At 60.9% G+C, this 14,535-nt stretch carries 14 protein-coding genes; 3 read left to right on the plus strand and 11 right to left on the minus strand.

Annotation, left to right across the window (positions count from 1 at the left end; translation table 11 throughout):
• Positions 1–186 precede the first annotated feature (186 nt).
• The 4 genes from ccoP to ccoN are packed head-to-tail and all read right to left on the minus strand — an operon-like array spanning position 187 to position 3,380.
• Positions 187–1,137 (minus strand): cytochrome-c oxidase, cbb3-type subunit III, encoded by a 951-nt coding sequence (gene ccoP, locus NH234_RS10500; protein WP_367256436.1) that lies wholly within the window; start codon positions 1,135–1,137, stop codon positions 187–189.
• Positions 1,134–1,331: a cbb3-type cytochrome c oxidase subunit 3 gene (locus NH234_RS10505; protein ID WP_085690240.1), complete on the minus strand. Its 198-nt coding sequence runs from the start codon at positions 1,329–1,331 to the stop codon at positions 1,134–1,136. The genes ccoP and NH234_RS10505 overlap by 4 nt, the downstream gene beginning before the upstream one ends.
• 5 nt (positions 1,332–1,336) lie before the next feature.
• Complete coding sequence (gene ccoO / locus NH234_RS10510; RefSeq protein WP_367256437.1) at positions 1,337–1,945, minus strand: cytochrome-c oxidase, cbb3-type subunit II; 609 nt, start codon at positions 1,943–1,945, stop codon at positions 1,337–1,339.
• A 10-nt stretch (positions 1,946–1,955) separates the two neighbouring features.
• A complete protein-coding gene (gene ccoN / locus NH234_RS10515; RefSeq protein WP_007969190.1) occupies positions 1,956–3,380 on the minus strand; it encodes a cytochrome-c oxidase, cbb3-type subunit I in 1,425 nt (474 codons plus the stop codon).
• A gap of 95 nt (positions 3,381–3,475) precedes the next feature.
• Here ccoN and NH234_RS10520 point away from each other — a divergent pair, with 95 nt between their 5' ends.
• A complete protein-coding gene (locus tag NH234_RS10520) occupies positions 3,476–4,153 on the plus strand; it encodes an alpha/beta family hydrolase (protein ID WP_367256438.1) in 678 nt (225 codons plus the stop codon).
• 757 nt (positions 4,154–4,910) lie between these two features.
• Complete coding sequence (locus tag NH234_RS10525) at positions 4,911–5,270, plus strand: hypothetical protein (protein ID WP_367256439.1); 360 nt, start codon at positions 4,911–4,913, stop codon at positions 5,268–5,270.
• A gap of 555 nt (positions 5,271–5,825) precedes the next feature.
• Here NH234_RS10525 and NH234_RS10530 read toward each other — a convergent pair.
• From NH234_RS10530 to inhA, 3 genes are all read right to left on the minus strand, one after another.
• Positions 5,826–7,391: a PAS domain-containing methyl-accepting chemotaxis protein gene (locus tag NH234_RS10530; protein ID WP_085732428.1), complete on the minus strand. Its 1,566-nt coding sequence runs from the start codon at positions 7,389–7,391 to the stop codon at positions 5,826–5,828.
• A 102-nt stretch (positions 7,392–7,493) separates the two neighbouring features.
• The gene (locus NH234_RS10535; RefSeq protein ID WP_085732429.1) at positions 7,494–8,285 is read right to left on the minus strand and encodes a CPBP family intramembrane glutamic endopeptidase; all 792 of its coding nucleotides are present in this window, start codon (positions 8,283–8,285) and stop codon (positions 7,494–7,496) included.
• A gap of 133 nt (positions 8,286–8,418) precedes the next feature.
• Entirely contained in the window at positions 8,419–9,105 is a 687-nt protein-coding gene (inhA, locus tag NH234_RS10540; protein ID WP_367256440.1) for an isonitrile hydratase, read from the minus strand.
• An 89-nt stretch (positions 9,106–9,194) separates the two neighbouring features.
• Between inhA and NH234_RS10545 the strand changes: the two genes are divergently transcribed.
• Entirely contained in the window at positions 9,195–10,178 is a 984-nt protein-coding gene (locus NH234_RS10545; protein WP_367256441.1) for a GlxA family transcriptional regulator, read from the plus strand.
• Here NH234_RS10545 and NH234_RS10550 read toward each other — a convergent pair.
• From NH234_RS10550 to NH234_RS10565, 4 genes are all read right to left on the minus strand, one after another.
• Complete coding sequence (locus tag NH234_RS10550) at positions 10,147–11,046, minus strand: alpha/beta fold hydrolase (RefSeq protein WP_367256443.1); 900 nt, start codon at positions 11,044–11,046, stop codon at positions 10,147–10,149. The two genes, NH234_RS10545 and NH234_RS10550, sit on opposite strands and share 32 nt — an antisense overlap.
• A gap of 10 nt (positions 11,047–11,056) precedes the next feature.
• The gene (locus tag NH234_RS10555) at positions 11,057–11,446 is read right to left on the minus strand and encodes a hypothetical protein (RefSeq protein WP_085732433.1); all 390 of its coding nucleotides are present in this window, start codon (positions 11,444–11,446) and stop codon (positions 11,057–11,059) included.
• Positions 11,447–11,754: 308 nt separating this feature from the next.
• Entirely contained in the window at positions 11,755–13,581 is a 1,827-nt protein-coding gene (locus tag NH234_RS10560) for a glycoside hydrolase family 15 protein (RefSeq protein ID WP_367256444.1), read from the minus strand.
• On the minus strand, positions 13,574–14,374 hold the full coding sequence (locus NH234_RS10565) for a glucose 1-dehydrogenase (RefSeq protein ID WP_085732435.1): 801 nt from the start codon (positions 14,372–14,374) through the stop codon (positions 13,574–13,576). Before NH234_RS10565 ends, NH234_RS10560 begins: the two co-directional genes overlap by 8 nt.
• Positions 14,375–14,535: the final 161 nt, after the last annotated feature.

Genomic DNA, 14,535 nt, shown 5'->3' on the forward strand with positions numbered 1-14,535 from the left:
GCCGATTCGTTCAACGCCTCGCTCAGGGTCGACCTGGAACCGGCACGGGCCAGTCCGCATCGAGCAAGCGTAGACCCGAATCCGGGTAACCGAAAGGAGAGGGTGTGAAGGGGTGCGACAATGCGTCGCAAAGAGGCTGGAAACTGCCGCACTGGAAACGTGCGGCAGTGTTGTACTCAATGATTACTATTTTTTGTCTTCTGTAATCAGTTTTTCTGTATTCAATCCATGGCTTAAGCTGTACACATAAGCGGCAAGCAATTGCACTTTATCGTTGCCCAGCAGCTCGTTCTGAGCCGGCATGTGACCCTGACGACCATGGCGAATGGTCTGCTCAAGCTGGGTCAGGCTGGTGCCATAGATAAATCCGGCCGGGTGCGTCAGATTCGGCGCACCCATGGCTTCAGTGCCCTGGCCGGTTGCCCCATGACAGGCTACACACATGGTGCTGAACGTTTGCTGTCCCGCTTGCAGGTCGGCCTTGTTGTCCGCCGGCAGTGGCAGCCCGGCCAGTTCGTGACGCACGTAAGCCGCAACGTTTTTCACGCCAACCTCACCGAGTGACTCGCCCCAGGCCGGCATCGCCGCGATCCGGCCACCCATGATGGTGGTCTTGATCGTCTCGGCACTGCCGCCCCAGCGCCAGTCCTGGTCGGCGAGGTTAGGGAAACCGAACGCGCCTTTGGCATCCGAGCCGTGGCACACCGAGCAGTTGGAGGCGAACAGACGGCCACCCATTTTCAGCGCCTGCGGATCCTTCGCCACTTCTTCCACCGGCATGGCGGCGAATTTGGCGAAGATCGGCCCGAACTTGGCGTCGGCCTTGCTCATTTCCTTTTCCCACTCGTGGACGCCGGTCCAGCCGTCCTCGTAGCCGGGCAGGATGCCTTTCCAGTTGCCCAGGCCCGGGTAAAGGATCAGATAGCCCACGGAAAACACCAGCGTGCCGGCGAACAGCATGAACCACCACTGCGGCAGCGGGTTGTCGTACTCCTCGATGCCGTCGAAGCTGTGGCCCATGGTCTGGTCGACGCTGCCCTTGGTCTCGCCCCGACGAGTGCCGACCAGCAGCCAGGTCAGGCCGATCAGGCTGCCGATGGTCAGTACGCAGATCCACGTACTCCAGAAGGTGGTCATGGCCGGGTACTCCTTGTTTCAGATGCTTGGGTTGGGTCGGGTTGCGGCTCGTCGGCAAACGGCAGCAGGCGCGCTTCGGCGAATTCCGGCGTGCGCTTGCGGTTGAACACCCACAGGGTCAGGCCGACGAAGGCCACGAACACCACGACCGTGCCGAGGCCGCGAATCAGCCCCGCGCTCATTTCTAAGGCCATCTCGATCACCTCTTGCTCTTGATCGCAGTGCCAAGCACTTGCAGGTAGGAGACGAGGGCGTCCATTTCGGTCTTGCCCTTGAGGCTGGCCACCGCACCGCTGATGTCGTCGTCGGTGTACGGCACGCCGAGGGTGCGCATGACCTTGAGCTTGGTTTCGGTGTGGCTGCTGTTGACCGGTTGGGTAACCAGCCACGGGTAGGCCGGCATTTTCGATTCCGGTACGACGTTGCGCGGGTTGTACAAGTGCGCACGGTGCCAGTCATCCGAGTAGCGCGCGCCAACGCGGGCCAGGTCCGGACCGGTACGCTTGGAACCCCACAGGAACGGGTGATCCCAGACGCTTTCACCGGCCACCGAGTAGTGGCCGTAGCGTTCGGTCTCGGCGCGGAACGGCCGGATCATCTGCGAGTGGCAACCCACGCAGCCTTCGCGGATGTAGATGTCGCGGCCTTCCAGTTGCAGCGCGGTATAGGGCTTCATGCCTTCCACCGGTTTGTTGGTCACGTCCTGGAAGAACAGCGGGACGATCTGGGTCAGGCCGCCGATGCTCACGGCAAACACCATCAGCAGCATCAGCAGGCCGACGTTCTTTTCAATCGTTTCGTGTTTCATGGCGGACTCCTCAGGCCATCTGCGCGGCAGCAACGACGTCAGCAGGCTGCGAGGCCCGCACGGTGCGCCAGGTGTTGTAAGCCATCAGGAACATGCCGCTGAGGAAGATCGCCCCGCCAATCAGCCGCACGACGAAGCCTGGGTGGCTGGCCACCAGGGTTTCGACGAAGGAGTAGGTCAGCGTGCCGTCCTCGTTCACCGCACGCCACATCAGGCCCTGGGCGATGCCGTTGACCCACATCGAGGCGATGTAGAGCACGGTGCCGATGGTCGCGAGCCAGAAGTGCGCGTTGATCAGGCCGATGCTGTGCATCTGCTCTTTGCCGAACACTTTCGGGATCATGTGGTACAGCGCGCCGATCGAGATCATCGCCACCCAGCCGAGCGCGCCGGCGTGTACGTGGCCGATGGTCCAGTCGGTGTAGTGGGAGAGAGCGTTCACCGTCTTGATCGCCATCATCGGACCTTCGAAGGTCGACATGCCGTAGAACGCCAGCGACACCACCAGGAAGCGCAGGATCGGGTCGCTGCGCAACTTATGCCAGGCGCCCGACAGGGTCATCATCCCGTTGATCATGCCGCCCCAGCTCGGCGCCAGCAGAATCAGCGACATCACCATGCCCAGCGACTGCGCCCAGTCCGGCAGCGCGGTGTAGTGCAAGTGGTGCGGACCGGCCCAGATGTACAGGGTGATCAGCGCCCAGAAGTGCACGATCGACAGGCGATACGAATACACCGGACGTTCGGCCTGTTTCGGCACGAAGTAGTACATCATCCCGAGGAACCCGGCGGTGAGGAAAAAGCCCACGGCGTTGTGGCCGTACCACCATTGCACCATCGCATCGGTTGCACCGGCGTACACCGAGTAGGACTTGGTGAAGCTCACCGGCAACTCAAGGTTGTTGACGATGTGCAGGATCGCCACGGTGATGATGAACGCGCCGAAAAACCAGTTGCCCACATAAATGTGCTTGGTCTTGCGCTGCATGATCGTGCCGAAGAACACGATGGCGTAGGCGACCCAGACGATGGTGATCAGGATGTCGATCGGCCATTCCAGTTCGGCGTATTCCTTGGAACTGGTGTAACCCAGCGGCAAGCTGATGGCCGCCAATAGAATCACAAGCTGCCAGCCCCAGAAGCAGAAGGCCGCAATTTTCGGCGCAAACAATTGCGTCTGGCAGGTGCGCTGCACCGAGTAGAACGAACTGGCGAACAAGGCACAGCCACCGAACGCGAAGATCACCGCGTTGGTGTGCAACGGGCGCAGGCGTCCGAAGCTGGTCCACGGCAGGTTGAAGTTGAGTTCGGGCCAGACCAATTGAGCCGCGAGAAAAACCCCGAGGCCCATGCCGACGATGCCCCACACCACCGTCATAATGGCGAATTGGCGGACCACCTTGTAGTTGTAGGCGGTACTGATAGAAGTGTTCATGGTTCCCCATCCACGGTTCAGCCGAAGTGAGCGCGCGCAGAAAACGCCGCGAATCCTTCGCCTGGAGTTATAGGCAGACTAAAAGCGAGGCAAGCATGGACAAACAGCACAAGGCCAGTATTGACGGGGATCAATGGGCGCAGTGCCTGCGGGATCATGGGTGGCTTTGGGATGCGGCTGTTGGTGAGGCTTCGGCGACGCTCATCCTCGCGCATGGGGCGGGGGCACCGATGGACAGTGAGTGGATGACGGATGTGGCTGGGCGCCTTGCTGGGCTTGGGGTGAATGTGTTGCGGTTTGAGTTTCCTTATATGGCGCAGCGGCGGGTTGATGGCAGCAAACGTCCGCCGAATCCGGCGCCGAAGTTGCTCGAATGTTGGCGCGAGGTTTATGGCTTGGTGCGACTTCATGTCGCTGGGGTTTTGGCGGTTGGCGGGAAGTCGATGGGGGGGCGGATGGCCAGTCTCCTGGCGGACGAGTTGGGTGCGGATGCGCTGGTATGTCTGGGGTATCCGTTTTATGCGGTTGGTAAACCTGAGAAACCGCGGGTCGAACATCTGGCTTCTTTGCGGACTCGGACGTTGATTGTTCAAGGCGAGCGGGATGCGCTTGGCAATCGGGACGCTGTTGAGGCTTACGATTTATCACCGAGTATTGAGGTGTTTTGGTTGGCTTCTGGGGATCATGATTTGAAGCCGCTCAAGGTTTCCGGGTTTACGCATGAGCAGCATTTGGCTTCGGCGGCGGAGAAGGTTGCCGGGTTTCTTTGTTGAGGCTTTCTGGGGGGGCATATCCGTTGCTGCGGTAACGGCTGCTTAGGGTTTCGCCCTTACGGCGACTCACTTTTTTGACAAACGCCTCAAAAAAGTAAGCAAAAAAAGGCTTGCTCCTACGTTCGGCCCGCTCGCTGAGGCTCGGGGTTCCTTCGCTCCGGGATTCATCCGGGGGGCATCGCCTACGGTTTGCTTCGCTGCACCTCCTCTCGATGTGTTTGGCTTCGCCAAACGGTCGCTGCGCTCCCACCCCCGGATAAATCCCTCCACTCAGCCTTCCGACGTCGCCCGTGGATCAAGATCAAAAGCGGTACTCGAGCTAACGCTCATCGTTTTGAGTGGTGAGAAGCCATGCGGATTGCAGCAGGGAAGTATCTGCTTGTTTTCTGTGCGTAAACGTAATTCCGAAACGGCGTTTAAAGTACACGAACCGTTACGCCATAAGGGCTACAACACCTTGCGTCGTTGCCTACGCGTACGCCAGAATCCGCCGGCTTACGCGGCTATGGGGTGGGCTATATCGTTTCCCTGTCACTGAAAAACAGTGATCGGGTTTGGTAGCCCGTCTGTAATAGCTGTATGGCAACACCGTATGCCGTCCCTTTTTGGGGCTCTGTTTTATGGTGGTCATGCGTGGGGCTCATTCGTGAGCGCCGGGTTCCTATTGCAGCCGGTCTACCAACCCGCGTATGGCCGCCACCCATCGTTTGGTAGCGTGGGTGATGGCTCCTTGAAGTCTGCGATAGGAGTTACATCTATGTTCAAAACCACACCCAACCCACCAGAAACCGATCCAACCTCCAACGACCCCGCGCTCGAGTCCCAAAAGACAAAAGAAGCCGCCGACCGCGCACTCGACTTTTATCTCGGCCCTGAAATCCCGAAGTACTTCCCACCCAAGGCCCGTCCGATCTACATGGTCGATCCCACGCTCGATGACGAAACGCTGCTCGTCGAAGCCAGCGAATCGCTGTCGTCAGCCAACGCCATGGCCGGCAATATCGCCAACTCGGTGAAAGGCCCGGAGCGCAAACCGCTGCTGGCGCTGCAGCAGCTGATCATGTTGAACGAGTTGCTGGTGAATCGGCTGCTGGACAAGCTGCGCTTGCCGCAGTAACGCCAGCTCTGACAGCGAGGTAGTTAAAAGCCCGGACGCTTACACGTTCCGGGCTTTCAACATTACGAGATTGATCCTCCTCGATAATCGGGAAGCAGTCGGCCAGTGATAAAAAATTTATCGAATGCTTTCTGCCCATCACGTGCCGCTCGCCGCACATCAAGGAATGTCAGTTCACCCCGGACTTCCTTTCTCACAGGTTTGTCGGTCGTGACCGTCGGATTCTGCGTAGGTGATGTATCCATGCTGGCTAGCTCGTGTGAATAGGTTTGGACGACAAAGTAGAGCCGGGCTTCATTGCGTGCCAGTCAGTTGGGTCTGATTCGGTTGTAGGCACTGTCCGCGCTTATCGAATGAGATTTTCGCCAGACGCTAGGGCCTCTTCGCGGGCAAGCCCCACAAGGATGGTGGTATTACGAGATCTTGTGGCCAATGCGAAACTCTATGGGAGTGGGCTTGCCCACGAAGAGGGCGGTGCTGGCCACATCCATTTCAGACAGGCAATAAAAAACCCGGAAGCTCTCACTATCCGGGTTTTTTGTATTGCCATTCCAATCAGCGGTTAAACCGCTCCACCAACGAATACTGCGTATTAGCCGTCTTCGTCAGCTCTTCACTCAGCAACGCCGAGTTATGCGCCTGTTCCGAGGTCTGGTCCGCCAGTTCCGAGATGTTGCTGATGTTGCGGCTGATTTCTTCAGCCACGGCACTTTGCTCTTCGGTCGCGGCGGCGATCTGGGTGGTCATGTCGGTGATGTTGGCCACCGCTTCGCTGATGCCGACCAGGGCCTGATCCGCTTCCAGAACCCGTGCCACACCTTCTTCCGCCTGGCGATGGCCGGCTTCCATGGTTTGTACGGCGCTGGATGCAGTCTGTTGCAGCTTGGCGATCAGGGCATGGATCTGGCCGGTGGATTCGCTGGTGCGTTGCGCCAGTTGGCGGACTTCGTCGGCGACTACGGCAAAACCACGGCCCATTTCGCCGGCACGCGCTGCTTCAATCGCAGCGTTGAGTGCGAGCAGGTTGGTCTGGTCGGCGATGCCTTTGATCACGTCGACCACGCCGCCGATTTCGTCGCTGTCCTTGGCCAGTTGGGTGACGGTCAGGCCGGTTTCGCCGACGACGACCGACAGGCGCTGGATGGCTTCGCGGGTTTCCCCGGCGATGTCGCGGCCGCGACCGGTCAGGCGGTTGGCTTCCTGGGTGGCATCGGCGGTGCGTTGAACGTGGCTCGCCACTTCTTGCGTTGTGGCGGCCATCTGGTTGACGGCGGTGGCGACCTGTTCGGTTTCCACGCGCTGACGTTCCAGACCGCTGGAGCTGTTGTGCGCCAGGGCGTCGGACTGCTTGGCCTGATCGGTCAGGTGCTCGGCGGTGTCCTGCAGACGGGTCAGGCAGGTTTTCAGGCGGGCTTCCTGGCTGAGGATCGACATTTCCAGACGCGCCTGGGCGCCACGGCTGTCGGTGTACATCTGCGCGATCAACGGGTCGGACGTGGTCTGCTCGGCCAGACGCAGCAGGCGCTTGAGCCCGCGTTGTTGCCATTGCAGGCCCAGCAGGCCCAGCGGCACCGACAGACCGGCAGCGAGGGCGAAGCCCCACTGCGAGTTCAGGGTGGCGCCGATCATGAAGCTCAACTGGCTGACCAGAATGAACGGCAGCCAGTCCTGCACGATCGGCAGCCATTTGTCGCTCGAAGGAATCGCCGACTTGCCCTGGTTGATGCGTTGGTAGAGCGCTTCGGCACGACGGATCTGTTCGGCGGTGGGTTTGACCCGCACCGACTCGTAACCGACCACCTGATTGCCATCGAACACCGGCGTTACATAGGCGTTCACCCAATAATGATCACCGGTCTTGCAGCGATTCTTGACAATGCCCATCCATGGCAAGCCTTGTTTCAGTGTGCCCCACATGTGCGCAAACACCGCAGCCGGGACGTCGGGGTGACGAACCAGGTTGTGCGGCGCACGGATCAGTTCCTCACGCGAAAACCCGCTGATTTCGACGAAAGCGTCGTTGCAGTAGGTGATCACGCCCTTGGCGTCGGTTGTGGAAATCAACCGTTGCTGAGCCGGGAAAGTCCGTTCGCGTTGTGTAATGGGCTGGTTATTACGCATGGTTTTTCAATCCGCAAGGCTTTGAAAGGTTGTCGGCGGGGTCGGCGATTTGTTGAAGTTTTTTTTCATTTATCAGTACGGCGTCGCAAAACGGCCCTTGCTTCAACCCGCGAGCATCGGATAGGTGAACAGGCCGAAATGCAGCAGGTTCAGACCAAAGTGCGTGGCGATCGCGGCAGCAAGCCCGCCAAATCGGTAGGCCAGACCATAGCCGAGCCCCGCCAGACCTGCCAGCAACACCCATTGCCAGCCGGCGCCCACATGCACCAGACCGAACAGCAGGGACGCGAGCAGCAGCGCGAGGTTTTCGCCGTAAGGCAGGTGTTTGAAACGCCGGCTGAGGCCGCCCTGTATATAGCCACGAAACAGCGCTTCTTCGACCAGCGTCACCAGCAGCAGATTGTTCAGCACCCACAGCCACGCTTGGTCGGGCCATTTCGGCGCCCAGGTGATCATGCCCAGCAACACCGCGCCGCCCAACGCCAGAATCACGCTCAACGTCAGTGCCAGTGCGGTGGCGTACACGGTCAGGCGCAACGAGCGCCGCGCAACAATCCATGGGCAGACCAGCAACAGCCAGAAGCCAATCAGTGGTTTGTCGAGATTCAGGTACATCGAGAACGGCACGGCGTTGTCGGTGAAGCGTTGCGCCGGGATGGCCCGGCCGTTATAGAAGCCCGGCAGCCAGTGCATGGCCAACGCCACGGCCAGCACGATAAACAGGCCATGGCCGAGATAACGCCCGACCGGCACGGTTTGCTGGCGCACGGCGTAACCGGCGAAAACCAGCAGTGCAATGGAGATCAGCGCCAGCCAGCCGAGCTGGCCGAAACTCAGCGCCAATCCGTAACCAAGGCTGAGAAGCCCGAGATAGAGCCATGGCAGAGCTGTCATGGAAAGTCCTTGTGCACGATTTGTGGACAGGCTTTCTACACGGGTGGGGGCGAGGGGACAAGTGAAGGTGTAGGGGAAAACCGGGACGCGGGCCCTGTGGGTTGATCCCCACAGGGCCTGTGCTGCGCACGAATCAGCGCAGATTGAGCTTCGCCGCCGCGCGCTCGGTGATTTCCCGGCGCAGTTTCAGCGAAGGCGCCGCACGCTTGCGCGCCTCATCGACAATCCCGCTCGGCGCAGTGTCCGGGCTGCCCGAATCAAACGGCGGCGCCGGCGCATATTCCAGCTGCAACTGCACCAATTGCGCCGTATCGACGCCGACCAGTTCCTGCGCCAGGGTCAGGGCAAAATCGATCCCGGCGGTGATACCGCCCCCGGTAAGCAGATTGCCGTCACGCACCACCCGATCCTTCACCGCAATTGCGCCCAGTGTTGGCAGCAGATCGTGATAAGCCCAATGCGTGGTCGCGCGCTTGCCTCGCAGCAGGCCCGCCGCGCCGAGCACCAGCGAACCGGTGCACACCGACGTCACGTAACGCGCCTGCGCGGCTTGCGCCTTGATGAACGCCAGCGTCTGCTCATCTTCCATCAACGCCCCGACCCCGGCGCCGCCGGGAACGCAGATCACGTCCAGATCCGGGCAGTCCTCGAAGGTGGTGGTCGGTTTCAGCAGCAGCCCGGTGCTGGAAGTCACCGGCACCAGATCCTTCCAGACCAGATGCACCTGCACGTCCGGCAGCGAGGCCAGCACGTCATACGGGCCGGTCAGGTCGAGTTGCTGCACCTGGGGAAACAACAGAAAACCGATCTGCAACGCCATGATTCTTCTCCGTGAAAGGGGGGTAGACGGCTTCACTGTAGGCGCGTAGGTTTTGGCGCATACGCCAATCAGCCCTCGAATTACGCCAAATGCCGAAAACCATCCACGTACTCGCGTTCGCCAATGTGCAATTGCTCGATGTCACCGGGCCGTTGCAGGTATTCGCCTCGGCCAACGACATTGCCCGCCAGCAGGGTTTGCCTGCGCCCTACGCGCCAACGGTCATCGCCAGTGGCGGCGGGGTGGTGAACTCTTCGGCACGGTTGGCGATGCTGGTCGAACCGCTGCCGGAACAGGCCAGCGATACCCTGATCATCGCCGGAGGCTGGGGCGTGTATGCAGCCTCTGAGGATGTCAAGTTGGTGAGTTGGGTGCGTGAACACGCCAACGGATGCCGGCGCGTGGCCTCGGTCTGCACCGGCGCATTTCTGCTGGCGGCCAGCGGCTGGCTCGACGGCCGCCGGGTCGTCACCCACTGGACCCGCTGCGAGCAACTGGCACAGAAACACCCGCGCTTGCAGGTCGAGCCCAATCCGATCTTCATCAATGACGGCCCGGTCTGGACCTCGGCGGGCGTCACCGCCGGCATCGACCTGGCGCTGGCCATGGTCGAAGACGACCTCGGTCGCGACATGGCCCTGGACGTCGCCCGGCAACTGGTGGTGTTCCTCAAGCGCCCGGGCGGGCAGTCGCAATTCAGCGTGACGCTGTCACTGCAAAAACAGGGCAACCGCTTCGACGACCTGCACGCGTGGATCGCCGAACACCTGACCTGCGATCTGGGCATCCCGACCCTCGCCGAACAGGCCGGTATGAGCGAACGCAGTTTCGTGCGCCACTACCGCGCCGACACCGGCCAGACCCCGGCCCGCGCCATTGAACTGATCCGCGTCGAAACCGCCCGCCGGTTGCTGAGCGATACGGGTTTGCCGATCAAACGGGTCGCGGCCAATTGTGGATTTGGCAGTGAAGAAACCCTGAGACGCAGTTTCCTGCGGGCCATGGGCGTGACGCCGCAGGCGTATCGGGAGCGGTTTTCGGTCAGCGCCGGAGCAGATCCAGTAATGCCTTGAGCGTTTCGACCGGCGCTTCCTCGGGAATGTTATGCCCGACACCGGCCAGCACCCGCCGCTCGTAAATCCCGGTGAAGTGGTGCGCATCTTCATCGTCTTCCGGCGCCGGGCCAACCCCATCATCGGCACCGCATAGCGAAATCGTCGGAACACCGATCGCCGGTTGTTTTTCCAGCGCCTGCTCCATCCACTCCAGCGCCGGATGGCCCGGCGCATACATGAAGCGATGGCGATAAGAGTGAATCACCACGTCAACAAAATCCGGGTTGTCGAACGCCGGTGCGCTCAGAGGAAAACGCTCGGCGTTCCGAAGCCAGGTCGGTGACCACAACTGCCACAGCAACTCGCACAGCGCCCGTCGATTCTGCGTAAGCCCTTCAACGCCACGGGGCGTGTGGAAGTAATACTGATACCAGAAGCGATGCTCGGTCTCGGGATCCAGCGGATGGATCGAATGCGGAATGTCTTGCAGGTTGTAGCCATCGCCCGTCACCAACCCGCGCACACGCTCGGGAAACAGCGCCGCCACAATGCACGCCGCCCGACCACCCCAGTCGTAACCGCACAACGTCGCTTGCTCGATACCCAGTGCGTCCATCAGCTCCAGCAGATCCTGAGCCAGCGCCGCTTGCTGGCCGGACCGCAGCGTGTCCGGGCGGTTGAAACGGGTCGGCCCGTAACCGCGCAGGTACGGCACGATCACCCGATAACCCTTGGCGGCGAGAGGCGGGGCGATTTCGTCGTAGGCGCGGGGGGAGTAGGGGAAGCCGTGAAGCAGGATGACCGGCGTGCCGTTTTCCGGGCCGTGATGCTCATAGGCGATGGTCAGACTTTCAGTCTTGCAAAACTGCATCACGGCTTGGGTCATACGGGATTCCTCAAGTTTCAGCGTCCGCCACCTGATTGAAATACTTGCTGCGATCCGGCGTAAACGTCACCACCATTTTCGTCCGCGAGCAGGTCATGACCCGTTCGGCACCCAGATCGATATCCAGATCTTCCCCGCGCAACCCCTGCCACTGGGCCAGGTACTTCAGCGATCCGTACTTTTCATTCTTCTTCAGGCTGCGACTCACGCCACCTTTCCAGCCCAGCACCGGCAGTTCATCGGCGCTGCAGCGTTGGGCCAGGTCGGGGAAGCGGGCGGCGCGCTGGCGGCCGATTTCCCAGCATTTGATCAGGCCCTTGTCGGCGGCTTCCCACAGTTCGTCGCGGGTCAGGCCCGTACGCAGAGGGGAATCGATGGGGCGGTGGATGCGTTGGCTCATTCTGGTTCCTTGAATCGGGTTTTTATTGGACAGCTCCGCTGTGCCCGTTGCGGTGGATGGTAGGGGGGGATGTAACCGCTGGCAACAAGGTATTTCGGGGTGTAAGTGCGAGTTGCGGGCCAGGCGTTACACGGGCTTGGCAGGTTTTTGTAGGCCGTGCCATCAACAAGTTGTATCGAAAGGAATCGATTGTGTGGGCCAGCCCTTCAACGACAAGGCTCGGGGGTGTTTGCCGCTCGTAGGTGGCCATCCTACAAGCGGCGATTGAGGTTGAGATCTTTCTTACAGGCTCTGGCGAATAAGGATGACTACGGCTGCCAGTAATTCTTCTCCCCACTCAACTTGCGATCAAGAAAACTCGCCGCACTGATCAGCGCCAGATGCGTCAACGCCTGCGGCGTATTGCCCAGATGCCGGCCACGGTTGTCGAATTCCTCCGCGTACAGCCCCAACGGATTGGCATAACGCAGCAGTTGCTCGAATTCCAGATGAGCCTTTTCCACTTGCCCTGCCCGGGCCAGGCATTCGACATACCAGAACGAGCACGCAGCGAAGGCGCCTTCAGTGCCGGACAATCCGTCAATGCCGGCATCGTCATTGCGATAGCGGTAAACCATGCCGTCACGCACCAGGTGTTTTTCGATAGCCTCCAGCGTCGCCAGCCATTTCGGGTCCTTGGCGCTGACGAAGCGCACCAGCGGCATCAACAACATCGAGCCATCCAGCGCGGTGCCGCCCTGGTACTGCACGAAATGCCCACGCTCTTGGTTCCAGAAGTTGTCCCAGATGTCGGCGTGGATCGCTTGGCGGGTCTGGTCCCAGCGGGCGAAGGGCGCCGGCAGCGAGCGTTTCGAGGCGAGGCGGATCGCCCGGTCCAGCGCCACCCAGCACATTAGTCGTGAGTGCAGGAAGTGATGTTGCTCACCGCGCATTTCCCAGATGCCTACATCCTTGGTCTGCCAGGTCTCACACACCTGATCGACCACTTCCATCACGTGTTTCCAGCCTTCGTGGGAAATCGCGTCGCCGTACTTGTTGACCAGATAAACGGCATCCATCAGTTCGCCGAAGATATCCAGTTGAATCTGGTCGTAGGCGCCATTGCCGATCCGCACCGGTTTTGCGCCGCCATGCCCGGACAAGTGCGTGAGTTCGGTTTCCGGCAGTTCCTGGCGGCCGTCGATGGCGTAGAGGATGTTGAGTTTCATCGGCTGACCGCTGCAATCACTGACCCGCCCGCGCAGCCAGCGCATGTAGCCGTTGGCTTCGTCGACAAAACCCAGGCGCATGAAGGCGTAGACGGTGAAGGAGGCGTCGCGGATCCAGGTGTAGCGATAGTCCCAGTTGCGCTCGCCGCCGGGTGTTTCCGGCAGGCCGAAGGTGGCGGCGGCGAGGATTGCGCCGTGCTGACGTGAGGTCAGCAGCTTCAGGGCCAGGGCGGAGCGGTTGACCATTTCCCGCCAGCGACCGCGATAGTTGGACTGGCCGATCCAGTCGCGCCAGAACTTCAGGGTGCGTTCGATGCACAACTGCGCGGCGCCTTCGGCAAAACGCGGATCATCGCTGTCGCCGAGCATGAACGCGGCGGTTTGATCCTGTTTGAGAGTGAATTGCCCGACTGCCGCATCGTGATCGACGCTCAAGGCTTGATCCGAGGCCAGCCGCAATGTCGGCTGCCCGCTGGCGCTGAACAGCACATCCTTCTTGTCGATTACGGCGCGCGTTTCAGCGCGGGCGTAGTCATGCCGAACGGCGCAGCGCAGATGAAACGTCGCCTCTCCACTGACCACTCGCACTCGGCGGATCAACAGCGGCAACGCTTCATCGTTGTCGCCAATGGGCAACAGGTCGGTGATTTCCACCACGGCGTGATCGCTGAGCCAGCGGGTTTGCAGAACGTTGGTGTCCGGCAGGTAAATCTGTTCGCGTCGGGCATCAGGCAAGTCCGGGGCGAGCTGGAAAATCCCGGCATCGGGTGTGTCCAGCAGCGAACTGAAGATCGACGGGCTGTCGAACTCCGGCCAGCAGAAGAAATCCACACTGCCCTTGTCATTGACCAGCGCGGCGCTGCGCATGTCGCCAATGATGCCGTGGGCGTCGATGGGGCTTTGTCGTTCGGAAAGATGCTCAGCCATTGCCACGGAACTCCGGATAGAGGCTCATGCCGCCGTCAATGAACAAGGTGGTGCCGACGATGTAGTCGGAGGCATCGGAGGCGAGGAACACCACCGCGTTGGCCACGTCCTCGACATCGCCGATGCGCCCGTAAGGAATGAGTTTGAGCAGGGCCTGGCCGGCGTCGCCTTCGGTGGCGTCCTTATTGATCGCCGTGCGAATCGCTCCCGGTGCGATGCCGTTGATGCGGATGCGCTGGTGGCTGACTTCCTGGGCCAGGGTCTGCATCAGTTGATCGACGCCGCCCTTGGACGCTGCGTAATTGACGTGCCCGGCCCAGGGAATGCGCTGGTGCACCGAACTCATGTGGATGATCTTGCCGGCAGCCCGCGACACGCCTTCGCGCACGCCCTGGCGGTTGAATATCCGCAGCGCGGCGCGGGCGCAAAGGAACTGGCCGGTGAGGTTGACGCCGATCACCGTGTTCCAGTCGGCCAGCGACATATCCACAGCGGCCGCGTCTTTTTGCAGACCGGAATTGGCTACCAGAATGTCCAGCGTGCCGAAGGCGTCGAGGGTCTGCCGGAACAGTCGCTCCACATCCTCTTCCTTCGAAACATCGGCGCCGATGGCGATGGCCTGACCACCGTCGGCGACGATCTGTCGGGCCAGCGCTTCGGCCGGCTCGGCCTGGCGGTTGTAATTGATGACGACGGCGGCACCGGCAGCGGCCAGCGCTTTGGCGGCACCGTGGCCGATGCCGGAACTGGCACCGGTGACAAGAGCAACTTGGCGGGCGAGGGAAATCTGCATGCAGGGTCGCGCCTTGGGTTGGGGCTTACTTAGCTGACTGATGGCTGGCGACGAGAGTTCATCCGCAGACATGAAAAGATCGACAGTTTCGTGCCACAGCGATTGGCCCTGCACGCCACAGGGACTTCACACTCCACCAACAATTCCTCGCTTTCCCGCCC

This window comes from Pseudomonas sp. stari2 (genome assembly GCF_040760005.1).
Classification (GTDB): domain Bacteria; phylum Pseudomonadota; class Gammaproteobacteria; order Pseudomonadales; family Pseudomonadaceae; genus Aquipseudomonas.